The sequence below is a fragment of the Pseudomonas sp. PDM17 genome, assembly GCF_014851985.1.
Classification (GTDB): Bacteria; Pseudomonadota; Gammaproteobacteria; order Pseudomonadales; family Pseudomonadaceae; genus Pseudomonas.
Window position 1 is genome coordinate 1,103,489 of sequence record NZ_JACVAT010000001.1, and the last position, 23,850, is coordinate 1,127,338.

Below are 23,850 nucleotides of genomic sequence, written 5' to 3' on the forward strand. Positions count from 1 at the left end.
GCTCCTGCAAGGGGGCGTTGGACTGGGGGGGATTGAACTTCGTCGCGACGGATATCGCGGAAACGAGGGCGGCCGCTATCAGAGGGACGGGATCAGCTCCCGCTGCGCCCATCCTCGTGCGGCTCGGTCAGTGCCCGGCGGTACTTGGCGTACAGCTCGTCGGACATATTGCTGGCACCCAGCATCTTCAGCGCGAAGGACTTCACTTGCTCATCGCTGTAGGGCTCTTGCTGCGGCGCCGGCTGGCTGGCGCAGCCCACCAGCCACAAAGGCAGGGTCATGAAGAGAAGGGCGAGGGCACGGTTCATGGTTTTCACACGCAGGCTGGTTCGGGATGGTTGTCAGGCTATCAACCGCTCGAAGCGAGCAGAAATCATCCCGTTCAATAGTGGGTATCGTTTCTGGCGACTTCGGACGCCTTTTTCTGACAGAAAGTTCCCGGCTGCGGCGTTTTACAGCGAATACGGATATCCTTTCCGGCTGTTCATCTCTCTGCAGGACCTCCCCATGAAAGCGCAACTTGCCGAACTTCTTACGCTGATCAGCTCCGGCTGCCTGGGCGAAGAGGAGATCCAGCAGATCGCCGACGAAGCTTCGCAGGCCTACGCCGATCCGGCGGCTTTCCTCGCCGCCAATCCGGACATCAACTACGACGAGGACTTCCCCATCCCGCTGGGTGAGTGGGTGGTGGTGGGCAGCCTGCCGGAAATCGTGCTGTTCATGGGCGACAGCTTTGAAGAGCTGTTCGGCGAGATCCGCGCTTCCTTCGACCCGAGCGTGAGCTTTGTGCTGCAGGCCAAGCAACTGCGCAAGACCGAGCCGCTGGCGGCGCTGAACCGCATCCAGACCCAGCTCGGCGCGCTTTACCCGGAAAAAGGCGGCTACGTGCTCGTGGACTTCAGCGAGCCGCTGGATACCGAACTGCAGTGCGTGCTGGTCTACCGCAATGACCTGGAGCGCGTCCTGGCACTCTGCGTGGACATCGGCATTCCCGCCGTACCGGCGCTGCAGGCCGCCCAGGAATCGGATCAGGCCTGATCCGGCTGGGTCATCAGCAGCAGGGCGCCCAGGTCGACGAGAACCTGGCCGCCCAGGCGGCGTGTCGGTATCGCCCCCTCATCGATCCAGCCTTGCACAATGGCGGGACGATCTTTGAGACCGACCAGCTCCGCAAAGCGCTGAGGCGTCACGTAATAGCCACCTGCGAGCAGGTCAGGGCTGAATCCGCTTTCATCGTTCATGCTGTGTCCCGCACCATCCCGTCGCTTTGATCCACGGCCTCCGCTACGGCCTGGATCGCGAATTTATCCTAATTGTTAGGGTGTTTTTCCGGGCCTTGGCAGTCTCGGAGATGGATGACGCATGATGAAGAAACGTTTCCTGTTTACTGCGGGAGAAAGACTACGGGCGCTTCGCTCGTTGATCGGGCTGTCGCGCCGCGCCTTCGCCGAGACGGTCGGCATGAAGGCCAAGGATGTGGAGAACATCGAGTACGGCAACCAGCGCATGCGTGACCTGGATTTCCAGAAGGTCTGCAGCGTGTACCCGGACTTCGCCCGCTGGATCACCTATGAAGGACCGATCGATTCGGACGAGGTGGACTGGAAGGTGGAGGACTCCGCCCAGCGCGCGGCGGTCTACCTGGTGAAGAGCAATCCGCAACTGCTGGCGACCCTGGGGCTCAGCCTGGAAGAGTGGCGAGCCCGGCATCATGAGGTGCTGGAAAGCCTGGACGAGGAAGAGCGCCAGCTCGGTGAAAATACGCTCGGGGAGTGACGCTGCGGGTCAGCCCGCCTTGCCAGCGCGGCGCAGGTAGGCGATCACATCCGGCGCGCCGGCCTCCCGCAGTCCCTGGCCGAAGGCATCGGACTGCGGATGGTCCCGAGGCAGCAGCAGGCTCTCCGGGGTTTCCGAGTTGAACAGGCCGAAACGGGCATAGGGCATGCCGGTCTCCAGCAACAGCTCCATGAACGACGCGTCGCTCCAGGCCTTGGCCGGCATGGCCAGCATGTGGAAGTCGCGCTCCAGCTCATCCAGTACCGTGACTTGCAGTTCGAAGCGCTGGATGCTCGCGGGCAGGATGATCTCCAGCCCACGGCGGCGGGCGTAGACCACCGCATTGGCCAGTTCGCAGGGGTGATTGTCGTCGTCCCAGAACAACCGCGCGCCGTGCCAGCCTGCGCTGCGCAATTGCAGAGGTGCCTTGCGCTCGAAGCCGGGCAGGGCCACGCCCAGCACCTTGGTGAAGTCGTTATAGCTGATGATCCGCACCTTACGGCACAACTCGCAATTGGACAGCTCCTCCAGCCCCGCCAGCGGGCTGTCGAGCAGGCTGCGGCAGCAGAGACCATCGATGCTTCGAATATCGACGGCGGGATGCTCTTCGCGGTGGCAGTGCACCAGGCGCTTGAGAACGCTATGGATGCGCGCCTTGTCTTCCTGCACCGGCCCGGACAGCGCGCCACGCGGCAGGTCGATCAGCCGGTAGAGCGGCGCGCCGGAATGCCAGCCCAGGCCGGCAGGCCAGTCCGGCAGCGGTTCGAAGGGCAGGGACAGGCTCCGACTGCGTTCGGCGACGTTGCGCCCATCGGCGCTGCCGATGCCCAGGCGCTGGGCGAGGGCGGCCAGCCGGCTGGTCACGCTGCGGGGGCGAGGTGGTTGACTCATGGACGACGCAAGACTCCCGATGGCCGGCTGGTCAGTGCAGGAAGCGCCGGGCCCGATGCGCGGCGAATTGCCCTAAGCATAGAAAACCCTGGCGCTGTTGGGCGCATGCGTTGTGGCAAAATTCTTTCCTTCACTTGCTGGAGGCCTCCATGGCTTGCGTTGTGCTGGATATATCCTTGTCGGCGGACCGGCTGCAAGCGCTCTATCGCGGGCATGCCAATCGGGTTCAGGTGACCAGTCGTGATGGTCGGCGGGTCAATCTGCCGGCGCATCACCTGCGTCCATTCGTCACTCACACCGGAGTTCACGGCAGCTTCGAGCTGGAATTCGACGATTCCGGGCGGCTGCTGGCGCTGCGCCGCCTCGCCTGAGCGAGGGCTGGCTGGCTATAATAGCGCCCCATTTTGCCGACCGATGCCCGACCATGTACAGCCTGGCCCGCGAGCTCCTGTTCAAGCTCTCCCCGGAAACCTCCCATGAATTGTCCATCGACCTGATCGGCGCGGGTGGCCGTCTGGGCCTCAACGGCCTGTTGACGCAAGCACCCAAAAGCCTGCCAGTAAAGGTCATGGGGCTGGAGTTCGCCAACCCCGTGGGGCTGGCCGCCGGCCTGGACAAGAATGGCGATGCCATCGACGGCTTCGCCCAGCTGGGCTTCGGTTTCGTCGAGATCGGCACCGTCACCCCGCGTCCGCAGCCGGGCAACCCCAAGCCGCGCATCTTCCGCCTGCCGCAAGCTACCGCGATCATCAATCGCATGGGCTTCAACAACCACGGCGTCGATCACCTGATCGAACGGGTCAAGGCGGCCAAGTACAAGGGCGTGCTGGGCATCAATATCGGCAAGAACTTCGACACCCCGGTCGAGCGCGCGGTCGATGACTACCTGATCTGCCTGGACAAGGTCTACGCCCACGCCAGCTATGTCACCGTCAACGTCAGTTCGCCCAATACCCCCGGCCTGCGCAGCCTGCAGTTCGGCGATTCGCTCAAGCAACTGCTCGAAGCGCTGCGCCTGCGCCAGGAAGACCTGGCCGTGCAGCACGGCCGCCGGGTGCCGCTGGCGATCAAGATCGCGCCGGACATGAGTGATGAGGAGACCGCGATGGTCGCCGCTGCGCTGATCGAGTCGGGTATGGACGCGGTGATCGCCACCAACACCACCCTGGGCCGCGAAGGCGTCGAGCACCTGCCGTTCGGCAACGAGGCCGGTGGCTTGTCGGGCGCTCCGGTGCGCGAGAAGAGTACCCACATCGTCAAGGTGCTGGCTGGTGAGCTGGGCGGCCGTCTGCCGATCATCGCCGCCGGCGGCATCACCGAGGGCGCACATGCGGCCGAGAAGATCGCCGCGGGTGCGAGCCTGGTTCAGATCTATTCGGGGTTCATCTACAAGGGGCCGGCGCTGATCCGCGAAGCGGTGGACGCCATTGCGGCGGCCAAGCGGGCGTAAATACAGGTAGCAGAAATAAGTAGGGCTCCTTTCGGAGCCCTTGGGCTTGCGCCCTTTTCCGCCCGGATGGGGCGGCTTGGGGAAGTCGTGGGTGACCCTGGATTCAGCCTGTTGCGTGCTGCAATTGGTTCACTCGTTGAATACCGGCGGCGCCGGTCAAACCATCCCAGTTGTCGCCGCGGCCCTCACGCCAGCCGTTGAGCCAGGATTGCCGGGTAGTGGGATGGGTAAACGGACAGAGGTCGCGAGATTTTCCAGTAATGCCGTGCTGATAACCACGCAAAAAGGCTCTTTCCAACGGATCACGCTTAAGTCTTCTCATAGGGTGTTGCCCTCACTTGTTGACTGTTATGTCCCGTTGGCCCCCCAGGGAGGCCGGGCGGAATATTCCGCCAATGGGGCGCATTGCCGGCGTGACGCGCCCCGCCCGACACCGTTGCGGTGAAGGATTACCCCGAGTTCTATCGAAAGGTTCCGGGGCTGTGAATGACCAATTTGTCATAAGGACGTAACTCTTATGGGTTTGGGCCATAAGGTCCGTCCGGTTTGCAAAATGCCAGTACGGCATAACCCGCCAGGGGCGGGAGCTTGCCAAGGATCAAGAGGAATGTGTGTCCAATTGAGACCACCTCTCGTTCCGACGAGTGGGATGACTTTCTGCGACGCGAGGCCGCAGGCCGGTTGCCGGCCCATCCCTGAAAATGACTACAGGGGTTGCCTGGGTTCTCTGGAATGAACCCAAGGTGGCCGACAAGGCCATTAGCGGCTTTGATGAAAGGGCTGCGGCCCGGGAACTATTTGCATGTCGGATTTGCACGATCTTTTCCTCACCTGCCCGAAAGGGCTCGATGGCCTGTTGCTGGAGGAAGCCCAGGCGCTCGGGCTGACCGAGGCGCGCGCCCAGGTTTCGGCCATTCGCGGCAAGGGCGACCTGGAGACGGCCTACCGTCTGTGCCTCTGGTCGCGCCTGGCCAACCGCGTGCTGCTGGTGCTGTCGCGCTTCCCGGTGAGCAACGCTGAAGATCTCTACCTGGGCGTCAATGCCGTGTCCTGGAGCGACCACCTGGATGCCGGCGGCAGCCTGGCGGTGGAGTTCAGCGGCAAGGGCTCGGGCATCGACAACACCCACTTCGGCGCACTGAAGGTGAAGGACGCGATCGTCGACAACCTGCGCGCCGAGTTCGGCAAGCGCCCGACCGTGGACAAGGTCAACCCGGACATCCGCGTGCACCTGCACCTGGATCGTGGCCAGGCGGTACTGTCGCTGGACCTGTCCGGCCACAGCCTGCACCAGCGTGGTTACCGCCTGCAGCAGGGCGCCGCGCCGCTGAAGGAAAACCTTGCCGCTGCCGTACTGATCCGTGCGGGTTGGCCGAAGATCGCCGCTGAAGGCGGCGCATTGTCCGACCCTATGTGTGGCGTCGGCACCTTCCTCATCGAGGCCGGTTTGATCGCCGCCGACGTCGCGCCGAACCTCAAGCGCGAGCGCTGGGGCTTCAGCAACTGGCTGGGCCATGTGCCGGCGATCTGGAAGAAACTGATCGAGGAAGCCCAGCAGCGTGCCGAAGTCGGCCTGGCCAGGACGCCGCTGTGGATTCGCGGCTATGAAGCCGACCCGCGCCTGATCCAGCCGGCACGCAACAATATCGAACGCTCCGGCCTGGCCGAGTGGGTCAAGATCTACCAGGGTGAGCTGGCCACCTTCGAGCCGCGCCCGGACAAGGGCCAGAAGGGCCTGATCATCTGTAACCCGCCTTACGGCGAGCGTTTGGGTGACGAAGCCAGCCTGCTGTACCTCTATCAGCACCTGGGTGAGCGCCTGCGCCAGAGCTGCCTGGGCTGGAGCGCCGGTATCTTTACCGGCGCGCCGGAGCTGGGCAAGCGTATGGGCATCCGCAGCCACAAGCAGTACGCCTTCTTCAACGGTGCGCTGCCGTGCAAGCTGATCATGCTCGACGTGGAGCCGCGCCAGTTCGTGACCGGCGAGCGTGGCGAACGCAGCGATGCCGCTCCGGTGCAGGGTGCCGCCGTGATCGAACAGGCTCGCCTGAGTGAAGGCGGGCAGATGTTCGCCAACCGCCTGCAGAAGAACGTCAAGGCGCTCGGCAAGTGGGCGCGCAAGGAGAAGATCGAGTGCTACCGGGTGTATGATGCCGACATGCCCGAGTACGCTCTGGCCGTGGACCTCTACCGCGACTGGGCTCACGTGCAGGAATACGCGGCGCCCAAGTCCATCGACCCGGAGAAGGCGCAGATCCGTCTGCTCGACGCGCTCGCCGCGTTGCCGCAGGCGCTGGGCATTCCCACTGAGCGCATCGTGATCAAGCGTCGCGAGCGCCAGACCGGCAAGAAGCAGTACGAACGGCAGAACGCCGAAGGCCGCTTCATGGAAGTCGAAGAGGGCGGCGTGAAACTGCTGGTCAACCTGACCGACTACCTCGACACCGGCCTGTTCCTCGACCACCGGCCGATCCGCCTGCGCATCCAGCGCGAGTCTGCCGGCAAGCGCTTCCTCAACCTGTTCTGCTACACCGCCACGGCCACCGTACATGCCGCCAAGGGCGATGCGCGCAGCACCACCAGCGTCGACCTGTCGAAAACCTACCTGGACTGGGCGCGGCGCAATCTGTCGCTCAACGGCTTCTCCGATAAGCAACGCCTGGTGCAGAGCGACGTCATGGAGTGGCTGCGCGAGGACCGCGGCGAATACGACCTGGTGTTCATCGACCCGCCGACCTTCTCCAACTCCAAGCGCATGGAAGGTGTATTCGATGTGCAGCGCGACCACGTTGAGCTGATCGACCTGGCCATGGCGCGACTGGCCAAGGGCGGGGTGCTGTACTTCTCTAACAACTTCCGCAAGTTCGAACTGGATGAAGGGCTGGCAGCGCGTTACCAGGTCGAGGAAATCAGCGCCCAGACGCTGGACCAGGATTTCGCCCGCAACAGCAAGATCCACCGCGCCTGGCGTATCAGCGTACGTTGAGGCCCGAGCGGCGCGCGGTCTGGGCCGTGCGTCGTGCCAAAGCTGGGCAAATGGCCATCGGCTGCTATAAAAACTGAGTCACCCTGAGAGTTGGGAAAGCGCATGACTCAGTTGCCGGCCTACGAGCAGTTGCCCGCCGCTCAGGGAGTCGCCAGCCAGAAGAAGGCCCTGCGTGCCGCCGGCGTCGTACTGGTGGCAGGCCTGTTGCTGACGGCCTTGTTGGGCTGGAATGTGTGGCGCAATGCGCGGACCTTCCTGGAACAGCAGTTTTCCCTCGCTGCCAACGAGCGGATCGAGCGCGTACGCGAGCGACTATCGAATCAGCAGAGCGAGCTGGAATCGATCCAGCGCTTCTTTGAGAACTCCTCGGACGTTTCCCGCGAGGAATTCGAGCACTTCGTCAGTCCATTGCTGGGCGACACGCTGGGTTACGCCTGGCTGCCGCGCGTGGACCAGCGTCAGCGCGACGCCTTTGAGGCCCGTGCCCATGACGCCGGCATGCTCGACTACATGCTTTTCGAGCTCGACCTTCAGGGCCAGCCGATTCCGGCACAGGTTCGCGAACGCTATTTTCCCGTCCTCTATGGCGCCTCCGAGTACCTGGAAGAGATGCCCCTGGGCCTGGACCTGAACTCGACCCTGCCAGGGCGTGAGTTGACCCAGCGTGTGGTGAAGACGCGCTCGGTTGCTGCCTCGATGCCCGTGGTCCTTCCCGGCGCGCCGCCAGCGGATTCCACCGGTCTGCTGCTGGCGGCGCCACTCTATCGCAGCAGTACGACGCCCAGCCCGACAGCCGAAACCCGCGTCGGTATCCAGGGCATCCTGCTGGCGGCGATCAGCTACCGCCTGCTCATCGAACAGGGTTCGGAAGCGCGCGGTGAGCAGCTGGCGCTGACACTGCGCGATGCCGGCGACCCGCGTCCGGATGTGCCGTTGTATCGCAGCCAGGTAGCGGCTGATCAGACGGCAGGACTGGTTTCCGAGCGACACCTGCCTTTTGCCGGTCGTGACTACCTGGTGCGCGTCGAGCCTTCCAGCGACTTCCTGCGGCGTAACCAGGGTCACCCGCAGCTCTGGGTGGCGTTCGCCGGCGGGCTGACTTCGCTGCTGCTGGCGGGCTATGTGCTGGCGCTGCTGGGTCAGCGCCAGCGGGCCCTGCAACTGGTGGGCGAGCGCACCGCCGAACTGAGGGCCAACCAGCTGGAGTTGCAGGAGAACCAGGCGCGCCTGCACTTCGCCATGGACAGCGCTGGCCACGGCGTCTGGGACTGGAGTCTGGATACTGGCAACGTATTCTATTCGCATGCTTGGAAAGCCATGCTCGGCTACCGCGACAGCGAGGTGGGCACGACCACCGACGAGAGCCTGAGCCGGGTCCATCCCGAGGACAAGGACGCGCGCTGCGATGCGCTGCGCCGGCATCTTCGCGGGGAATCCTCGCTGTACCAGAGTGAGCACCGGTTGCGCTGCAAGAGCGGGCGCTGGCTCTGGGTGCTGGATCGCGGCCAGGTGGTGGAGCGCGACAACGAAGGTTCGCCGCGACGCATGATCGGCACTCAGACCGACATCAGTTCGCGCAAGGCTGCCGAGCTGGAACTGGGCGAGGTCAACAGTCGTCTGCACGGCCTGCTCGATGCGGCGACGCAGGTTGCCATCGTCTCGACCGATCTGCGCGGCTTCGTGCGCAGCTTCAACGTGGGCGCCGAGCGCATGTTCGGCTACAGCGCCCAGGAAGTGATCGGGCGGCCGGTGCCGGAGAATGTCTTCGTCAAGGACGAGATCCGTCGCCGCGCGCAGGACCTGTCGAGCATCCTCGGACGCGAGATTCGCGGCTTTGACGTCGTTGGCGCGCTCGTGGGCGAGGGGCACGAGGAGCATGAGTGGACCTGCGTGCGCCGTGATGGCCGGCAACTGAAGATCAACCTGATCATTACCGGCGTGCGCGATTCAGCGGGCAACACCACGGGTTATCTGGGCATAGCCACTGACATTACCCGGCGCAAGGAGGCGGAGATGGAGTTGCGGCGCTTGTCGGTCACCGATGCACTGACGGGCATCCACAATCGCCGCTATTTCAAGGAGCAGCTGGATCAGGGCATGGCGCGCTGTGCCCGCAGCGGCGAGCCTTTGTCGCTGGTGATGTTCGACATCGACCACTTCAAGGACATCAATGACCGCTTCGGTCATGAGGCAGGCGATATCGTGCTGGTCACCCTGTGTCAGCGCATCGCGCAGCGCCTGCGCAAGGTCGATGTGTTCTGCCGGATCGGTGGTGAGGAACTGGTGGTGCTCTGCCCCGGGAGCACCACGGATCAGGCCTGGCAACTGGCGGAGGCACTCTGGAAGGCCTTGCGCGGGCAGCCAATGGAGGGCGTCGGCGTGGTGACGGCGAGCTTCGGCGTTGCCTCCTGGTGCCCCGGCGAAAGCGCGGACGACCTGATGCGCAAGGTGGACCGCGCGGTGTATCGCGCCAAGCGGCTGGGGCGGGATCGTCTGGAGAAAGTCGAAGCCTGATGCGCAAACCCCGGCCAGTTGGCCGGGGTTTGCGGGGGATCAGCGCTTGGTGCTGCTGTAGAGGTCCAGCAACACCTGGTCTAGGATGGACGATGCCCCCCACGGCCGGTTGCTATTGAGGATTGCCACTACTACCCAGGTGCGGCCATTGGCGTCGCGGCTGAAGCCGGCGAGCGCGCGCACGGTGTTCAGGGTGCCGGTCTTCACGTGGGCTTCGCCGGCCATGGGCGTGCCACGCAAGCGTTTGCGCATGGTGCCGTCCTTGGCCACGATCGGCAGCGAGGAGATGTACTCCGCGGCGTAGGGGCTGTGCCACGCGGCCTGGAGCATGGCGGCCATTTCGCGGGCGCTGACTCGCTCGTCGCGGGACAGGCCCGAACCGTTTTCCATTACCAGGTGGCTCGCGGTGATGCCCTTGCGCGCCAGCCACTGGCGGATCACCCGCTGGGCAGCCTGGGCGTCGTCTGCGTCGGCGCCATTGCGATACTGGCGGCCGACCGAGAGGAACAGCTGGCGGGCCATGGTGTTGTTACTGAACTTGTTGATGTCGCGGATGATTTCCACGACATCCGGCGACATGGCGCGGGCCACCAGGGTGGCGCTCTTCGGCACAGTGCCTTCGCGGTCCTTGCCGAGGATGCTGCCGCCCAGTTCCTGCCAGATGCCGCGCACCGCGCCGGCGGTGTAGGCAGGGTGCTCGAGAAGGGACATGTAGGTCTGAGCGCTGCAGCCTTGCGGAATCTGTCCGGTGGCGACCAGCGAGGTGCCGTCGAACTGGGTCACCGGGTTGAAGCGCAGTTTCGGCCAGGCGGGGCAGGCCGCAGCCTTGCTCACCTGAATCTGGTTGTCGATGCGCACGTTCGCCAGCGGCGGGTCCATCAGCACGGTGGCCTTGCTGCCTTCGGTGCGGATCACCAGGCGCACGCTCTTCAGGTTGACCATCAGCGAGTCCGGGCCGACCAGGAAGGGCTTGTTGTCATCGCCACCGTCGTCGTTGAAGACCGGCAGTTGCGGGATGTTGAAATAGCTGCGATCCAGCACCAGGTCGCCGGTGACCTTGTTAACGCCATTGGCGCGCAGGTCGCGCATCATCAGCCAGAGCTTCTCCAGGTTCAACTTCGGATCGCCGCCGCCCTTGAGATAGAGGTTGCCGTTGAGAGTACCGTCCTTGAGCTGGCCGTCGGTGTAGAACTCGGTCTGCCACTGGTAGGTCGGGCCGAGCATTTCCAGGGCGGCATAGGTGGTGAACAGCTTCATGGTCGACGCCGGGTTCACCGAGACGTCAGCGTTGAAATAGGTAGCGTTGCCGGGGCCTTCCAGAGGGATCATCACCAGCGACAGGGCGTCGTCGGTGAGTTTGCTGGCCCTCAGCGCTTTCTGCACGCGTTCGGGCAGGGTGCTGTTGATCTGGGCAACGGCCGGCAAGGCGAAGGGTAATAAGGTAGCGAGAGCGAGGACACGCAGAGACTTGAACATAGAAAAGATGACATCCCAGTGGTCGGGCATTGACTTGAAAAAATGAAAAGATGAAGCGCAACACTACAGATGAAATACTCCCTGTTGGACCGGGAGCTGCGGCACATTATGCCGCAAGCCGTTCCAGGATGCGCTGGCCTTCGGATGCCAGTCGTCTCGGAGAGGTGCATCGGGACATTGTTCGCGCAAGTCCCGTATATGTTCCGGACACACTCGTGCATCGAGCGGCGAAAGCCCTCCTGAGGAGAGATTCAGATGGCGACCCATCGTTCCCGTCGTTTACGCAAGAAGTTGTGCGTCGATGAGTTCCAGGAACTCGGCTTCGAATTGAGTTTTCAGTACAAGGAAGGGATAGGCGAAGAGGCTGTTGGCGCTTTCATGAAGCGATTCGTGGGCGTCGCGGTCGAACCCAACGATCTGGTCTATAGCGGTTGCGACGAGTACGGCTTCATCTGTCTTGCCCGGCGCGGCTCGGTGAGCGTGGAGCAGCGGGAATTGATCGGCGGATGGCTGAAGCAGCAGCCGGAACTGGCAGGCTTCAGCCTCAGCCCGCTGATCGATGCGTGGTACCCGGACCAGCCAGTCAATCTGCCCGCGTCCTGAGGCTCTCGTCCTTTTCCAGGGCCAGCAGCAGCGCCCATTCATCGAGTGGCTTCGACAAGCAAGCCAGGACGGGTAGGCGCTGTTCGCGCAGGGTTTTCCGCAAGGCCTGCAGTTCTTCGGTATCGCGGCAACTCAGGAAGACCGCCTGGCGAATATGACCGGCTTCGGCCAGTTCGCCGAGCAGTTCTATACCGTCAGTGTCCGGCAGGTTGATATCGCAGAGCAGCAAGTCGAACGGTTCGTTGCGGCGTGCACACTCCTCGCGCGCTTCATGGGCATCGAGCGCGGGTGTCAATCGGTAGAAGCCCAGTCTGTTCAGTTGCATTTGCGTAGCGATCAGTTGGAAGGGATGGTCTTCGACTATCAGGATGCTGAACTTGTTGTCCTGCACGGAAGAGCTCCTGGTTGTTATGGGGCTCCATCGAAAGTCACTCGAATGACAAGCTGATTCGGTCGGCGCTATGCATTGTCGAATGGCAATTGATATGAGGCTTTAATGGTGCTGGGCGTGTTCAGTTAATGCATGACTCTGATTTTCTTGCTGGGCTTTAGAACTCTCCTGGGAGTTGGGTTTCTTGTGGTTGATAGTTGTTGGTTGTAATTGCCTCGCGCGCTTTGTCTTGTTTGGGTTTTCTGATTTTTATATTGATGGAAAAAGTGTCCGGAATCAGATTGGTATGGACGCTTCAGTGTTCGATAGCTGATCAACCTGACAAGGGGAAGAGGCAGGGTACTTGTCAGACGCTGGCCAACGGAAAATGTGATCAGCGTCGGCGATGTGGATTGAGCTATGGCGAAGTGGCTTGTTTAGAGCGGGTGGCTTGATCTCTATGGCTCTCTGGAGGGCGGAGTGATTCCGCGGGTAGAGTGACGAAGGACCGGTCGTGAGGGAAAGCTCAGGCGTATATCGAGCGTCCGCTAGCTGGGATAAACAGCGACAGGGAAGCGTATTGTCAGGAGTCGTGGTCAGATTTTATTCCGTTCTGCATCGGAAATTTCTTGCTGACTTCGGGGTGGCGTCAAAGTATTTAAGGCTGCTTGTAGGAATTATTTAGATGTTGTGTAGGAAAGTCCTCTAATAGCCAATATTGAGGGCAAGTAATCTCGACAGAGCCGGCTCTGCATATATCTTACCGAAGGACATTTTTACGAAGGGTCTGAGGGAGGAAGCTGATGAGCAAAGTTCTAATTGTCGATGATCACCCAGTCATTCGCATGGCAATGCGCGTGCTGCTGGAAAAGGAAGGTCATGTCATCGTTGGTGAAACCGACAATGGTGTGGACGCGCTTTCGCTTGTCAAGGACCTGATTCCCGATCTGGTCGTTCTGGATATCGGTATTCCCCGGCTCGATGGCCTGGAGGTGATCAGTCGTATCTCTGCCTTCGAGCTGCCGCTCAAGGTGCTGGTGCTGACCGGGCAGAGCGCCTCGCTGTTCGCCATGCGCTGCATGCAGGCGGGAGCCTCAGGGTTCGTCTGCAAACAAGGTGGGCTGTCTGAGTTGATCAGCGCCGTCAACGCGGTGGTCGCCGGCTACAACTACTTTCCCAGCACGGCGGTGCGCCAGACTCGTCGCAACAATGGTCAAATGGATGATCAGGAGCTTATCCAGCGCCTCTCGGATCGCGAGATGGCTGTCCTCCAGTACCTTGCGAATGGTTATTCGAACAAGGAAATCTCCGAACAGATGTTCATCAGCAACAAGACGGTCAGCACCTACAAGACCCGTCTGCTGCTGAAGCTCAACGCTCATTCGCTGGTTGACCTGATCGAGTTCGCCAAGCGGAACGCGTTGGTCTGAGGTGTTTGATGTGCCGCTTCCGCTTTTTCGTCAGCGTGTTGCTACTCGTCTGTTGCGGATGGGGGATGGCGGAGCCGCACGACTGGACCTCGATCAACCTGCTGGCTCGTTCGGGCGACGAGCCAGTCAAGGTGCAACTCAGCGACTCCGACTGGCACTGGCTCAGAGACAAACGCACGCTGCGCCTGGGCGTGACCGCACCGGATTACGCCCCTTTTGATATCACCGGCAGCGGCACGGACCTTGAGGGCATCACGGCCGACATCGCGGGAATCATTGCCGACACGCTCAATGTTCGAATTGATGTACGACGTTATCCTGACAGGGATGCCGCCTTGGCCGCGTTGTCTCGTGGCGATATCGATCTATTGAGTCGTGCCACGGGGTATGAGGCCGCGCGACCGGGCGTCGTGCTGTCCGTCCCCTACTTTTCCAACCAGCCGGTCATTATCGGACCGGAAGGCACGCGTCTGGAAAGTAGTGAGCAACTCGCCGGCAAGCGCATTGCGGTGGTCACCGACTACTTCCCGGCAAATGATCGTGACAGGTTCCTGGCCGGCGCCTCTGTACAGAGCTACCAGTCGGTGCGCCATGCACTGGAAGCGGTCGCTTTCGGCCAGGCGGACCTGTTCGTCGGCGATGCCTTCAGTGCGCAGTACCTGATCAGCCAGGGATACCTTTCCAATCTCAAGCTCCTCAACTTTGCCAGCTTCAACGGCCAGGGTTTCGGCTTTGCCCTGAATGCGTCCGATCGGACATTGCTGGACATCATCGACCATACTCTGAGAGCGATTCCGCGACAGGGCGAGACGGCCATTCAGCGTCGCTGGAGTCCCGGCGGAAGCAGTCCCATTGCCGGCCAGCGTCTTATCCTGACGCCTCAGGAGCAACGCTGGGTGGACCGTCACCCGCGACCGAAAGTCGTGATCGATCAGGCGTTGGCTCCTGTTTCGTTTTTCGATGCACAGGGCCAGTTCCGTGGTATCGCTGCCGATTTGCTGGAGCTTGTCCAGAGCCGAACCGGAATCGAATTCGATGTGCGCCCGCAGGCAAGCGTCACGGCGATGCTGGAGCAGGTGCGTACGGGCAAGGCTGACATGATTGCGGCGCTGACTCCAACGGCGCAGCGCGAGGAGTGGCTGAGTTTTACACGTCCCTACATGACCGCGTCCTTCGTTGCCGTAGTACCGGAGGGGAGCGACTGGCTGCGCAGCCTGGACGATCTCGATGGTCACACTGTCGCCGTCCCCAGGGGATCCGTCATCGCAGACTTCATGCGCGCCCGTCACCCAAGGGTGAAACTGCTGGAGGTCGAAAACAATGTCGACGACCTTTCCATGATCAGTGAAGGCAAGGTGGACGCCGGTATTCACCTGTTGTCGTCGGCCAACTACCTGATCTCCCGCTATTACCCGGATCTCAAGATCGCCCTGGCGCTGGACCGGGAGCCTGGACAGTTCTCGCTGGCGGTCTCGCAGGCGGATCCGGAGCTGCTCAGTATCCTGAACAAGGCGCTACTGGCCATCGCGCCCGAAGACCTGAGCAATATCACCACGCGCTGGTCTGCCAGCGTGGACAGGCCGGACAGTGTCTGGCAGGGCTACCGCGAGCAGTTCATCCAGCTCGCCTGGGCGGCAGCACTGGCATTGCTCATCGTGTTGCTGTGGAACGGGTGGCTCTGGCGCAAGGTGCGCCGGCGCCGGGATTCGGAGAAAGAACTCAGTTACCGGCTCGAGTTCAAGCGTGCATTGATCGATGGTATTCCGCAGCCCGTGGCGGTACGTGATCGTGATGGGAGACTGGTCACCTGCAATATCGGCTTCCTCAAGGAAACCGGAATGCCGCGCGAGTCGGTGGAAGGTTCGCGAGTCGTCGATTGCCCCTGGCTGCAGGCACACGACGCGCAAGCGTTGCAGTTGATTCACCGGCAGGCCATGGAGCAGGACGGGAAAGTGGCCTCCGATCTGGTCCTGCAGATTCGTAACGAGGTTCGGGAAATACATTACTGGGCCACTCCTTACCGTGGACCGGGTGGTGATATCTCCGGGGTAGTGACGGGCTGGATCGATGTCACCGAGCGTGAGCGATTGCACCATCAGCTAGAAGCCGCGAAGGAGCAGGCTGAAGAAGCCAACCGGGCGAAGAGTACCTTCTTGGCCACGATGAGCCATGAAATCCGTACGCCGATGAACGCGGTGATCGGCATGCTCGAATTGGCGCTCACCCGCGCGAACCAGGGGCATTGGGAGCGAGAGCCAGTCGAGGTGGCTTACGACTCTGCGCGTTCTCTGCTGACGCTGATCGGTGACATCCTCGATGTGGCAAAGATCGAGTCCGGGCGTCTGACGCTGATGCCGGAGCGCGCCCACTTGCGTGAGTTGGTGGAGTCTGTTGCGCGCGTGTTCGATGGGCTGGCGCGGCAGAAAGCGTTGGAGCTTAGAGTGGAAATCGAGGCGGAAGCCGCCTGTGACGTGCTGATCGATCCGCTGCGGTTCAAGCAGATACTGTCGAACCTGGTCAGCAACGCCATCAAGTTCACCGACTTCGGACATGTGAAGATTCGTGTCTACGGCGAGCGTGTCGCTGGTGAGCGCCTTTCCCTTGAGGTCAGTGTGCACGACAGCGGGATCGGTATTTCCGAGGATGAACAGCGCCAGTTGTTCGAGCCTTTCAGCCAGGTGGCCCGTAGTGGTAATGCCAGCCGAGGTGGTACGGGGCTGGGGCTCACTATATGCCGCAAGCTGGCGGAGATGATGGGCGGCACCGTACGCATGGAAAGTCGTCCTGGCGAAGGCACCACGGTCACGGTGCGCCTGTTGCTGCAGACCCTGGAAAGCCTGCCCGAGTGCGAAGTTGGGCAGGCCGTGATGGTCCCGAGGACTGCCCATTCGCTGAAGGTCCTGGTGGTCGACGACCATGTGGCCAACCGGATGCTGCTGACCCAGCAACTGGAGCATCTGGGACATCAGGTCGAGGTGGCCTCCGATGGCTCCCAGGCACTGCAGCTGTGGCATCCGGGTGACTTCGATCTGCTGATCACCGACTGCAACATGCCGGTGCTCAACGGCTATGGTCTGGCCCGGCGAGTTCGTGAGCTTGAAGCGGAGATGGAAGCCGAACCCTGCGTGATCTTCGGGTTCACGGCCAACGCCCAGCCCGACGAGATCGAGAACTGCCGGCGGGCCGGCATGGATGACTGCCTGTTCAAGCCCATAGGCCTGGATAACCTGCGTATGCGGCTGGATGCGGTGCCGAAGCTGTCAGCGGCCCACGACGATCAGGCATCTTTGGAGAAGCAGGTCGATGGCTTCGACCTGAAGTCGCTACGGGAGATGACCGGCGGCAATCCGGGCCTGATCCGCCGTCTGCTGGAGGAGTTGCACAGCAGCAACCGAATCGATATCGATCAGGTCCGGCCGCTCTGGGAGGCAGGCGACTGGAAGCAACTGGCCGATCTGGCCCACCGTATGAAGGGCGCGGCACGACTGGTTAATGCGGATACGCTGCAGGACCTCTGCAGCAAGCTTGAGGGTGGCTGCAAGGACGGCCTCGATAGCCGGGAATTGGGCAATCGGGCACGGGCGGTGGAGCAGGCGATGGCGACCTTGCAGGACGATTTGCTGTTGCAGTTGCGCAAGCTGGCTGCCTAGCTTGCGCGCCCGCTTCAGCTTGGGCTGGAGCGGCCGGTCATCTCGCGCGCCATCTCGGTGGCATAGCTGTCGGTCATCCCGGCGATGAAGTCTGTTACACGCAGGAAGGAACGATAGAGCGTCCAACTGGGGTCCGGCGCGTAGTGGCTCAGCAAGTCGAGGATCCGCTGGTTCTTGAACGATGGCGTGCTCTGGCGGTGTTGCTCCAGCACGGCGCCACAGAAAGAGTTCAGCAGGATTTCCAGGGTGGTGTAGGCGCCGATCTCGTGCAGGGTTTTGCGCTTGTCCTGGAATATCTTCTCTCGCGCCATCGCCTTCGCGCGTTGCACGCAGCGCTTGGCCGGGCCATGCATGTGCTCTACCAGATCGCCTTGCAGGCTTCCCGCGAGCAGGGTCTTTTCCTGTTCGACGAACGCGCGGGCGGCGGCATTGGTCAGGTGCTCGATGGCCTTGCCGCGCAGGATGGCAAGCTTGCGACGGCGAGAGTCCTTCGGGCCGAGCTGGCGGTAGGTTTCCGGCAGGTCGTCACCGACCAGGTCAAGCAGCAGCGCTTCTACTTCGCTGTAGTCGAGCAGTTCCATTTCCACACCGTCTTCCAGGTCGATCAGGCCGTAGCAGATGTCGTCTGCGGCCTCCATCAGGTAGACCAACGGGTGGCGCGCCCAGCGCTCGTCTTCCAGTTGCGGCATGCCCAGCTTCTGGGTGATCTGCTCCAATAGCGGTAGTTCGCTGCGGTAGCAGCCGAACTTGTGCTTCTTGTAGCCGAGGGAGTCGGCGTGGCGCGCTGTCCAGGGGTACTTCAGGTAAGTGCCGAGGGTGGCGTAGGTCAGGCGTGTGCCGCCGTCGAACTGGTGGTATTCGAGCTGGGTGAGGACACGGAAGCCCTGGGCGTTGCCCTCGAAGTGCAGGAAGTCGGAGCGCTCCTCCTCGCTCATGCCATCCAGCCAGCCGCGCCCGCCAGCCTGCTGGAACCAGTGGCGGATTGCGTCTTCGCCGGAGTGGCCGAAGGGCGGGTTGCCGATATCGTGGGCGAGGCAGGCGGATTGCACTATCACGCCCATGTCCCCCGGGTCGCACCATTCCGGCAGGCGGTCACGAATGATCTCGCCAACGCGCATGCCCAGCGATCGGCCGACGCAACCGACCTCCAGTGAATGGGTCAGGCGGGTGTGAATGTGGTCATTGCTCGATACCGGGTGCACCTGGGTCTTGCGCCCCAGGCGGCGGAAGGCACCGGAGAAGATGATGCGGTCGTGGTCCTTGTGGAAGGCGCTGCGGCCTAGTTCGGCGCTGCTGTGCACCGGTTTGCCGAGGCGCTCCCGGGGGAGCAGGGTGTGCCAATCCATTCTTCTTTCCGCGATCCAGAGAGTTACCGGCAACGCTAGCCGTTCGCGGCGGCAATCTCAATCGCGGCGCTAGAGGCCTTCGGCGTCGATATCGATGAGCAGAAGGCGTCGACCCTGGTCGATGAACTGGCCGGCAGTCATGCAGTACTGGTTGGTGGTGGCGTCGCGGTAGGTGTTGGAAAGTGTCAGGCGGCGCTCTTCCCAGCCCTCGGCGAGCAATTGGTAGAAGTAGGGGCGCCAGGACCAGTTGTGGCCCAGGTAACGGCGGTTCTCCTTCCAGAACAAGCCGTTCCATTCCAGGTTCGGCGAAGTCTGGGTGCCGTGGCGGTCGCACTGATAGATGCGCAGCAGACGGCTGAAGGATTCCGGCGCCGGCGGCAGGCTGCTGAGCATGGCGCCGCCTTCCGCCCAGGGGCGCAGCATGCTCATCAGTTCGGAGAGCTGCTGGCGCAGCTGGATGAGGTTGGAGCGCTCCTGCAGCTTGCGATGCACGTAGTGGTCGCGGCGTTGGGCGAACGCTTCGCGGAAGGCGTCGCTGGCCGGAAATTCCAGTGCCGGCTTGGCGAACAGGAAGCCCTGCACGTAGCGCGCGCCGCACTCTAGGGCGAAGTCCATTTCCTCTTCGGTTTCCACGCCCTCGGCGATGATCCAGCAGCCGGTCTTCTCGGCCATCTGCGCCAGCGCCTTCACCACTTCGCCACTGGGGCCGCCGCGGGCGGCTTCCTGGAACAGGCGCATGTCCAGCTTGAGGATGTCCGGCTGCAACGCCAGCACGCGGTCCAGCTGCGAGTAGCCGGCACCGAAGTCGTCGATGGCGATGCGCGCGCCGGCATCACGGTAGCGTGCCACTACTTCCGGCAGGCGCTGGTGGGCACCGCCCAGTTCAGTGATCTCGAAGACTACGCGCTCCGGTGCTACGCCCTGTTGTTGCAGTTGCTTGAGGCTGGGCAGCGGTTGGTTTGGGCGCAGGCGGCTGATCCAGCGCGGCGAGATGTTCAGGCTGAGAAACCAGTCCTTGGGCGCTTCGTGGATGCGGGCGAGGGCGGCGTCGCGGATCTGCCGGTCGAGACGGCGCAGTTCGGCCAGGCCGACTCGTGGGTTGAAGAACAGCGGGCCGACCGATTGCAGATCACCGTTGTCCTGGCGCAACCGGCCCAGTGCTTCGACACCGGCGATCAGGCCAGTCGCGGTATCGATGAAGGGCTGGAAGCAGGCGATGGGTTGCCCGTCGATCAAGGGACACATCCTTAGTGGCGTGACAGGGACGCGCTCGCGCGCAGCTCACTGTCACTAAGCAAGAATGTGGCCAGTCTAGACGTCAGAGGTGCGTCGAGGGGGCGGGCGGGGCCTTGGGATCGGGCTTGCTGCGCATCTGCAGGATGATCGGCAGGAGGGCGATGCCTACGCGCAGCAGTCGCACCCAGCGGCGTTTGCGGCCCAATAGCAGGGCAAGGGCTGCAGCGCCGCCAGCGCCCCACAGCGGGGTGCTGCCGCCCAGGCCACTGCGCAGGTTCTGGCCGAGGCTGCGCGCCTGTTTCAGGGGTTGCAGCAGCAATTCGCCTTCCTGGCGGATCTGCTGGCGCTGCATTTCCAGGCGCAGGCGGACAATGGCTTTGCGCAGTTCGGCGCGGGTCAGGTTGCGGGCGTCGGGCATTTCACTCATGGCAACAGTCGCTCCCGGTCACGGGCCAGTTCCTCGAGGGTCGCGCTGAACGGTGAGCTTTCGTCGCTGACCAGCATGTGCAGGCGCCAGGCGCAGAGCAGGCTGCCGCCGACGTAGAAGACGCATAGCCCGATGGCAGCCTGTAGACGGTAGCTGTCCCAGAAGAGGATCAGCACCAGTACCGACAGGGCGACCAGCAGGAGCAGGGCGAAGACCAGCGCGAGGCCGGCCATCAGCAGCATCTGCACGGTACGGGTCTTCTGCTCCTGCAGCTCGATGCCGAGCAGTTCGATGTGCCCATGCAGCAGGCCGAGGACCGCGGCGCCGAAGCGCCGCGGGGAAGGGGAGTTGGCCGAGGGCTTCGGCCCGGCGTCCATTCCGTCGCTCATGGATCAGCGCCGGCTGACCAGCAGGCCGAGGAGGAAGCCAACACCGGCGGCGATGCCCACGGCCTGCCACGGGTGGTCACCGACATAGTCTTCGGTGGCGTCCACGGCGGCTTTGCCCTGGTCGCGCACGGAGTCCTTGGTGGAATAGATGGCATCGCGGGCGCGCTTGAGGCTCTCATGGATCTGCGCGCGCATCTGGTCGGCTTCGGCGCCAGCCAGGTCAGCCGAGCTCTGCAGGAGTTTCTCGGTGTCGCTGACGAGGGCCTGGAATTCGGCCAGGAGTTCATCCTTGGCGGCGTTCACTGCGGTCTTGCGAGGCATGTGATGCTCCTTGTGCGGGTTGAGGTTCCTAGTTTTCGAGCCCCAGGGTCGCTGGAAAGTTTCTCATAAATTCATCATGGGGCCGCTCTCGCGTGCGAGTTGAAGCCTAGCCGCTGAATGCTGCTGCGGTGGTATGCCGCTTGCATTTCTCTGGTGCGCATGGAGAGCCGAGCGCCCCATGGCGGGGCGTTCCCGATGTCTGAAACGGCCGGGAATATGAGCTCAAACCACTGAAAAACATAAGGAAGTACAAGAAATTGCGAAGCTGGCCGGATGGCTTGTGGGCCATGCTGGTTCAGCGCTCGGCTCCTCTGTGGTGCGCCGCTGCTTCAGCGTGGTGCGACGCGGGGTCGCCGCGAGCCGTTTTGGTGCTTTCCCCTTGACCTCCGGGGCTGCCTGTAGCGATGGAAAACCTCAATAGTGCCGTAGAGACGCTGGTCCACGGTTCCAACACGCTGTTCCTCCTGATGGGCGCGGTCATGGTGCTGGCCATGCACGCGGGCTTTGCCTTCCTGGAAGTGGGCACGGTGCGCCTGAAGAACCAGGTGAATGCCCTGTCGAAGATCCTCTCGGACTTCGCCATCTCGACCCTGGCCTATTTCTTCATCGGCTACTGGATCGCCTATGGCGTCACTTTTCTGCAGCCGGCGGCGACGCTGGCGCACGAAAACGGCTACGCGCTGGTGAAGTTCTTCTTCCTGCTGACCTTCGCCGCGGCCATCCCCGCGATCATTTCCGGCGGCATCGCCGAACGTGCCCGGTTCGGCCCGCAGCTGTGCGCCACGGCACTGATCGTGGCCTTCGTCTACCCGTTCTTCGAGGGGCTGATCTGGAACGGCAACTTTGGCTTCCAGGCCTGGCTGAAGGCCGAATTCGGCGCTGCCTTCCATGATTTCGCCGGCTCCGTCGTGGTGCATGCCTTTGGCGGCTGGCTGGCACTGGCGGCGGTGGTCCTGCTGGGGCAGCGCAATGGCCGGTATCGCGAGGGGCGATTGGTCGCTTTCGCGCCATCGAACATTCCGTTCCTGGCGGCGGGTTCGTGGATTCTCATTGTCGGCTGGTTCGGCTTCAACGTCATGAGTGCGCAGTCGCTGGCGGGCGCGAGTGGATTGGTGGCAGTGAACTCTTTGCTGGCGATGGTCGGCGGCACCGTGGCGTCGCTGCTGGTTGGTCGCAACGACCCGGGCTTCCTGCACAACGGCCCCCTGGCCGGACTGGTGGCGGTCTGCGCCGGCTCCGACCTGATGCACCCCATCGGCGCCCTGGCCACCGGCATGGTGGCCGGCGCGCTGTTCGTCTGGGCGTTCACCGCGACCCAGGTACGCTGGAAGATCGACGACGTGTTGGGCGTTTGGCCGCTGCACGGTCTGTGCGGCGCCTGGGGCGGCATTGCCTGCGGCATCTTTGGTCAGCAGGCGCTGGGCGGACTGGGTGGGGTTAGCCTGGCCAGCCAGGCGATCGGCACGCTGCTCGGTGTGGCGGTGGCTTTCGCCGGAGGCCTGCTGGTGTACGGCCTGGTGAAGGCGGCTGTGGGCATCCGCCTGACGAAGGAAGAGGAGTACTACGGCGCCGACCTGTCGATCCACAAGATCGGAGCGCTCAGTCAGGACTGATTGCTCCATGGTGAGGCAAAGAAAAAGCCCGGCAGATGCCGGGCTTTTTCGTCATGTCGTGTGGGTTACCAGAGCGGCATGGTGTAGCTGACGATCAGACGGTTCTCGTCGTAATCGTTGGTGTAGTTGGTGCGCATGGTCGCGTTACGCCACTTCACGCCGAGGTTCTTCAGCGGGCCGTCCTGGAAGACGTAGGCGATGTCGGTGTCGCGTTCCCATTCCTTGCCTTCGCCATCGGTGGTGATCAGGTCGATGTTGTCGCCTTTCACGTAACGGGTCATGAAGGTCAGGCCGGGGATGCCGAGGCCGGCGAAGTTGTAGTCGTAGCGCGCCTGCCAGGACTTCTCGTCCTTGTTGGCGAAGTCGCCGATCTGGATGTAGTTCACCAGGTAGGGGTCGGTGCCGTTGATGTAGGCGAAGCCGGTGTCGCCGCTCATCTTCTGATAGCCGAGGCCGAAGGCGTGGTAGCCCAGGGCATAGGTGAACATGGCGTTGAGCGCCTTGTTGTCGACGTTGCTGCCGCCGTCGTCATCGGACTTGGCCCAGCGGATGTCGGACTTCAGCGATTGCTTGTCGGCGATCGGCAGCACATGGATCAGGCCCAGGTAGTGCTGTTTGTAGATGTCTTCCAGGCCGCCGTAGTGGTAGCTGGTGCTCAGGCTGTCGGTCCACTTGTAGGTGAGGCCGCCGAACAGGAACTTGTTGGAGGTGAGGCTATCGCCGAGCTTGATGTTGCGCTTGCCGCCGCCAGTGATGGTCATGTCCTCGTAGTCCGAGGAGTCACGCTGGTTGACCTGGTAGAGGCGGCCGCCGTCGACGGTCAGGCCGTCCAGTTCGGCGGAGTTCAGGGCGAAACCGCTGAAGGTCTGCGGCAGCAGGCGGGTGTCGTTGAACTGCACCACCGGCATCTTCGGCATCAGGGTGCCGCCTTTCAGGGTGGTCTTGGACGCGCGCAGCTTGGCGGTGACGCCCAGGTCGCCGTAGCTGTCCTCGGCGCGCTTGTCGCTGGAGGAGCGCTGCAGCAGGCCAGTGCCGCTGCGGTCAGGCGAGGAATCGAGTTTCAGGCCCAGGGTGCCCAGGGCGTCGACGCCGACGCCGATGGTGCCATCGGTGTAGCCCGATTCGTATTTGAGGATGAAGCCCTGGGCCCATTCCTCGGCCTTGTTCTGGGAAGGAGCCGGGCTGTCCTGGCGGAAGTCGCGGTTGAAGTAGAAGTTACGCAGTTCGACGGTGGCCTTGCTGTCCTTGATGAAGTCAGCGTGGGCGAGTGTCGGAAGGATAAAGCTGGTACCCAGCGCGGCCAAAGCCACGGCACGGGCGATCGGGGTCTTGCTCATTGTTATTGTCTCCTCGAGCGCTTGGGGCAGTTTGA

General features: G+C 62.7%; 22 protein-coding genes. 10 read left to right on the top strand and 12 right to left on the bottom strand.

Annotation, left to right across the window (positions count from 1 at the left end; translation table 11 throughout):
• Positions 1-92 precede the first annotated feature (92 nt).
• On the bottom strand, positions 93-308 hold the full coding sequence (locus IB256_RS05355; protein ID WP_192290817.1) for a hypothetical protein: 216 nt from the start codon (positions 306-308) through the stop codon (positions 93-95).
• Positions 309-507: 199 nt separating this feature from the next.
• On the opposite strand from IB256_RS05355, the gene IB256_RS05360 reads away from it, so the two are divergent.
• Complete coding sequence (locus IB256_RS05360) at positions 508-1,038, top strand: hypothetical protein (RefSeq protein ID WP_192224250.1); 531 nt, start codon at positions 508-510, stop codon at positions 1,036-1,038.
• Here the strand turns inward: IB256_RS05360 and IB256_RS05365 are convergent.
• Positions 1,029-1,241 carry a DNA-binding protein gene (locus tag IB256_RS05365; protein WP_081519403.1) on the bottom strand — a complete coding sequence of 71 codons (213 nt, stop codon included), beginning with the start codon at positions 1,239-1,241 and terminating at the stop codon, positions 1,029-1,031. The two genes, IB256_RS05360 and IB256_RS05365, sit on opposite strands and share 10 nt — an antisense overlap.
• A 121-nt stretch (positions 1,242-1,362) precedes the next feature.
• On the opposite strand from IB256_RS05365, the gene IB256_RS05370 reads away from it, so the two are divergent.
• Positions 1,363-1,776: a helix-turn-helix domain-containing protein gene (locus IB256_RS05370; RefSeq protein ID WP_225601599.1), complete on the top strand. Its 414-nt coding sequence runs from the start codon at positions 1,363-1,365 to the stop codon at positions 1,774-1,776.
• 9 nt (positions 1,777-1,785) lie between these two features.
• On the opposite strand, the gene IB256_RS05375 is transcribed toward IB256_RS05370, so the two are convergent.
• On the bottom strand, positions 1,786-2,667 hold the full coding sequence (locus IB256_RS05375) for a DUF6685 family protein (protein WP_192401549.1): 882 nt from the start codon (positions 2,665-2,667) through the stop codon (positions 1,786-1,788).
• A 149-nt stretch (positions 2,668-2,816) separates the two neighbouring features.
• On the opposite strand from IB256_RS05375, the gene IB256_RS05380 reads away from it, so the two are divergent.
• Together IB256_RS05380 and IB256_RS05385 are read left to right on the top strand one after the other, a co-directional pair.
• The gene (locus IB256_RS05380) at positions 2,817-3,038 is read left to right on the top strand and encodes a DUF2835 domain-containing protein (protein ID WP_192401551.1); all 222 of its coding nucleotides are present in this window, start codon (positions 2,817-2,819) and stop codon (positions 3,036-3,038) included.
• Positions 3,039-3,091: 53 nt separating this feature from the next.
• On the top strand, positions 3,092-4,117 hold the full coding sequence (locus IB256_RS05385; RefSeq protein ID WP_081519406.1) for a quinone-dependent dihydroorotate dehydrogenase: 1,026 nt from the start codon (positions 3,092-3,094) through the stop codon (positions 4,115-4,117).
• Positions 4,118-4,220: 103 nt separating this feature from the next.
• On the opposite strand, the gene rmf is transcribed toward IB256_RS05385, so the two are convergent.
• The gene (gene rmf / locus IB256_RS05390; RefSeq protein WP_081519407.1) at positions 4,221-4,439 is read right to left on the bottom strand and encodes a ribosome modulation factor; all 219 of its coding nucleotides are present in this window, start codon (positions 4,437-4,439) and stop codon (positions 4,221-4,223) included.
• A 480-nt stretch (positions 4,440-4,919) separates the two neighbouring features.
• Between rmf and rlmKL the strand changes: the two genes are divergently transcribed.
• Together rlmKL and IB256_RS05400 are read left to right on the top strand one after the other, a co-directional pair.
• Positions 4,920-7,103, top strand: a complete 2,184-nt coding sequence (rlmKL, locus tag IB256_RS05395; protein ID WP_192401554.1) for a bifunctional 23S rRNA (guanine(2069)-N(7))-methyltransferase RlmK/23S rRNA (guanine(2445)-N(2))-methyltransferase RlmL — start codon at positions 4,920-4,922, stop codon at positions 7,101-7,103.
• A gap of 102 nt (positions 7,104-7,205) precedes the next feature.
• Positions 7,206-9,617: a diguanylate cyclase gene (locus IB256_RS05400; RefSeq protein WP_192401562.1), complete on the top strand. Its 2,412-nt coding sequence runs from the start codon at positions 7,206-7,208 to the stop codon at positions 9,615-9,617.
• Positions 9,618-9,656: 39 nt separating this feature from the next.
• Here IB256_RS05400 and dacB read toward each other — a convergent pair whose 3' ends face one another.
• Entirely contained in the window at positions 9,657-11,093 is a 1,437-nt protein-coding gene (gene dacB, locus IB256_RS05405; protein WP_192290806.1) for a D-alanyl-D-alanine carboxypeptidase/D-alanyl-D-alanine-endopeptidase, read from the bottom strand.
• Positions 11,094-11,348: 255 nt separating this feature from the next.
• On the opposite strand from dacB, the gene IB256_RS05410 reads away from it, so the two are divergent.
• Positions 11,349-11,696 carry a YggL family protein gene (locus IB256_RS05410; protein ID WP_192290804.1) on the top strand — a complete coding sequence of 116 codons (348 nt, stop codon included), beginning with the start codon at positions 11,349-11,351 and terminating at the stop codon, positions 11,694-11,696.
• Here IB256_RS05410 and IB256_RS05415 read toward each other — a convergent pair.
• Entirely contained in the window at positions 11,677-12,087 is a 411-nt protein-coding gene (locus tag IB256_RS05415; RefSeq protein WP_192290802.1) for a response regulator, read from the bottom strand. The genes IB256_RS05410 and IB256_RS05415 overlap by 20 nt on opposite strands.
• A gap of 782 nt (positions 12,088-12,869) precedes the next feature.
• Between IB256_RS05415 and IB256_RS05420 the strand changes: the two genes are divergently transcribed.
• Complete coding sequence (locus IB256_RS05420) at positions 12,870-13,496, top strand: response regulator transcription factor (protein WP_081519413.1); 627 nt, start codon at positions 12,870-12,872, stop codon at positions 13,494-13,496.
• Positions 13,497-13,561: 65 nt separating this feature from the next.
• On the top strand, positions 13,562-17,146 hold the full coding sequence (locus tag IB256_RS05425; protein WP_225601600.1) for a transporter substrate-binding domain-containing protein: 3,585 nt from the start codon (positions 13,562-13,564) through the stop codon (positions 17,144-17,146).
• 14 nt (positions 17,147-17,160) lie between these two features.
• On the opposite strand, the gene IB256_RS05430 is transcribed toward IB256_RS05425, so the two are convergent.
• The 5 genes from IB256_RS05430 to IB256_RS05450 all read right to left on the bottom strand — a co-directional run bounded on the left by IB256_RS05430 (position 17,161) and on the right by IB256_RS05450 (position 20,865).
• Positions 17,161-18,492, bottom strand: a complete 1,332-nt coding sequence (locus tag IB256_RS05430) for a deoxyguanosinetriphosphate triphosphohydrolase (RefSeq protein WP_192401566.1) — start codon at positions 18,490-18,492, stop codon at positions 17,161-17,163.
• Positions 18,493-18,561: 69 nt separating this feature from the next.
• Positions 18,562-19,728 (bottom strand): EAL domain-containing protein, encoded by a 1,167-nt coding sequence (locus IB256_RS05435; RefSeq protein ID WP_192290796.1) that lies wholly within the window; start codon positions 19,726-19,728, stop codon positions 18,562-18,564.
• 82 nt (positions 19,729-19,810) lie between these two features.
• Positions 19,811-20,155 carry a hypothetical protein gene (locus tag IB256_RS05440; protein WP_192401568.1) on the bottom strand — a complete coding sequence of 115 codons (345 nt, stop codon included), beginning with the start codon at positions 20,153-20,155 and terminating at the stop codon, positions 19,811-19,813.
• Positions 20,152-20,532, bottom strand: coding sequence for a phage holin family protein (locus tag IB256_RS05445; RefSeq protein WP_192292462.1), 381 nt, complete (start codon positions 20,530-20,532; stop codon positions 20,152-20,154). The genes IB256_RS05440 and IB256_RS05445 overlap by 4 nt, the downstream gene beginning before the upstream one ends.
• A 15-nt stretch (positions 20,533-20,547) precedes the next feature.
• Positions 20,548-20,865: a DUF883 family protein gene (locus IB256_RS05450; RefSeq protein WP_045211754.1), complete on the bottom strand. Its 318-nt coding sequence runs from the start codon at positions 20,863-20,865 to the stop codon at positions 20,548-20,550.
• A 404-nt stretch (positions 20,866-21,269) separates the two neighbouring features.
• Between IB256_RS05450 and IB256_RS05455 the strand changes: the two genes are divergently transcribed.
• Entirely contained in the window at positions 21,270-22,478 is a 1,209-nt protein-coding gene (locus tag IB256_RS05455) for an ammonium transporter (RefSeq protein WP_192290792.1), read from the top strand.
• Positions 22,479-22,543: 65 nt separating this feature from the next.
• On the opposite strand, the gene IB256_RS05460 is transcribed toward IB256_RS05455, so the two are convergent.
• Positions 22,544-23,815: an OprD family porin gene (locus IB256_RS05460; RefSeq protein ID WP_192290790.1), complete on the bottom strand. Its 1,272-nt coding sequence runs from the start codon at positions 23,813-23,815 to the stop codon at positions 22,544-22,546.
• Positions 23,816-23,850 lie beyond the last annotated feature (35 nt).

What these genes read in the sequence shown, in the direction of transcription:
- IB256_RS05355 (WP_192290817.1), bottom strand. Translation starts at nt 308, where the DNA reads ATGAACCGTGCCCTCGCCCTTCTCTTCATGACCCTGCCTTTGTGGCTG.
- IB256_RS05360 (WP_192224250.1), top strand. Translation starts at nt 508, where the DNA reads ATGAAAGCGCAACTTGCCGAACTTCTTACGCTGATCAGCTCCGGCTGC.
- IB256_RS05365 (WP_081519403.1), bottom strand. Translation starts at nt 1,241, where the DNA reads ATGAACGATGAAAGCGGATTCAGCCCTGACCTGCTCGCAGGTGGCTAT.
- IB256_RS05370 (WP_225601599.1), top strand. Translation starts at nt 1,363, where the DNA reads ATGATGAAGAAACGTTTCCTGTTTACTGCGGGAGAAAGACTACGGGCG.
- IB256_RS05375 (WP_192401549.1), bottom strand. Translation starts at nt 2,667, where the DNA reads ATGAGTCAACCACCTCGCCCCCGCAGCGTGACCAGCCGGCTGGCCGCC.
- IB256_RS05380 (WP_192401551.1), top strand. Translation starts at nt 2,817, where the DNA reads ATGGCTTGCGTTGTGCTGGATATATCCTTGTCGGCGGACCGGCTGCAA.
- IB256_RS05385 (WP_081519406.1), top strand. Translation starts at nt 3,092, where the DNA reads ATGTACAGCCTGGCCCGCGAGCTCCTGTTCAAGCTCTCCCCGGAAACC.
- rmf (WP_081519407.1), bottom strand. Translation starts at nt 4,439, where the DNA reads ATGAGAAGACTTAAGCGTGATCCGTTGGAAAGAGCCTTTTTGCGTGGT.
- rlmKL (WP_192401554.1), top strand. Translation starts at nt 4,920, where the DNA reads ATGTCGGATTTGCACGATCTTTTCCTCACCTGCCCGAAAGGGCTCGAT.
- IB256_RS05400 (WP_192401562.1), top strand. Translation starts at nt 7,206, where the DNA reads ATGACTCAGTTGCCGGCCTACGAGCAGTTGCCCGCCGCTCAGGGAGTC.
- dacB (WP_192290806.1), bottom strand. Translation starts at nt 11,093, where the DNA reads ATGTTCAAGTCTCTGCGTGTCCTCGCTCTCGCTACCTTATTACCCTTC.
- IB256_RS05410 (WP_192290804.1), top strand. Translation starts at nt 11,349, where the DNA reads ATGGCGACCCATCGTTCCCGTCGTTTACGCAAGAAGTTGTGCGTCGAT.
- IB256_RS05420 (WP_081519413.1), top strand. Translation starts at nt 12,870, where the DNA reads ATGAGCAAAGTTCTAATTGTCGATGATCACCCAGTCATTCGCATGGCA.
- IB256_RS05425 (WP_225601600.1), top strand. Translation starts at nt 13,562, where the DNA reads ATGGCGGAGCCGCACGACTGGACCTCGATCAACCTGCTGGCTCGTTCG.
- IB256_RS05430 (WP_192401566.1), bottom strand. Translation starts at nt 18,492, where the DNA reads ATGGATTGGCACACCCTGCTCCCCCGGGAGCGCCTCGGCAAACCGGTG.
- IB256_RS05440 (WP_192401568.1), bottom strand. Translation starts at nt 20,155, where the DNA reads ATGAGTGAAATGCCCGACGCCCGCAACCTGACCCGCGCCGAACTGCGC.
- IB256_RS05445 (WP_192292462.1), bottom strand. Translation starts at nt 20,532, where the DNA reads ATGGACGCCGGGCCGAAGCCCTCGGCCAACTCCCCTTCCCCGCGGCGC.
- IB256_RS05450 (WP_045211754.1), bottom strand. Translation starts at nt 20,865, where the DNA reads ATGCCTCGCAAGACCGCAGTGAACGCCGCCAAGGATGAACTCCTGGCC.
- IB256_RS05455 (WP_192290792.1), top strand. Translation starts at nt 21,270, where the DNA reads ATGGAAAACCTCAATAGTGCCGTAGAGACGCTGGTCCACGGTTCCAAC.
- IB256_RS05460 (WP_192290790.1), bottom strand. Translation starts at nt 23,815, where the DNA reads ATGAGCAAGACCCCGATCGCCCGTGCCGTGGCTTTGGCCGCGCTGGGT.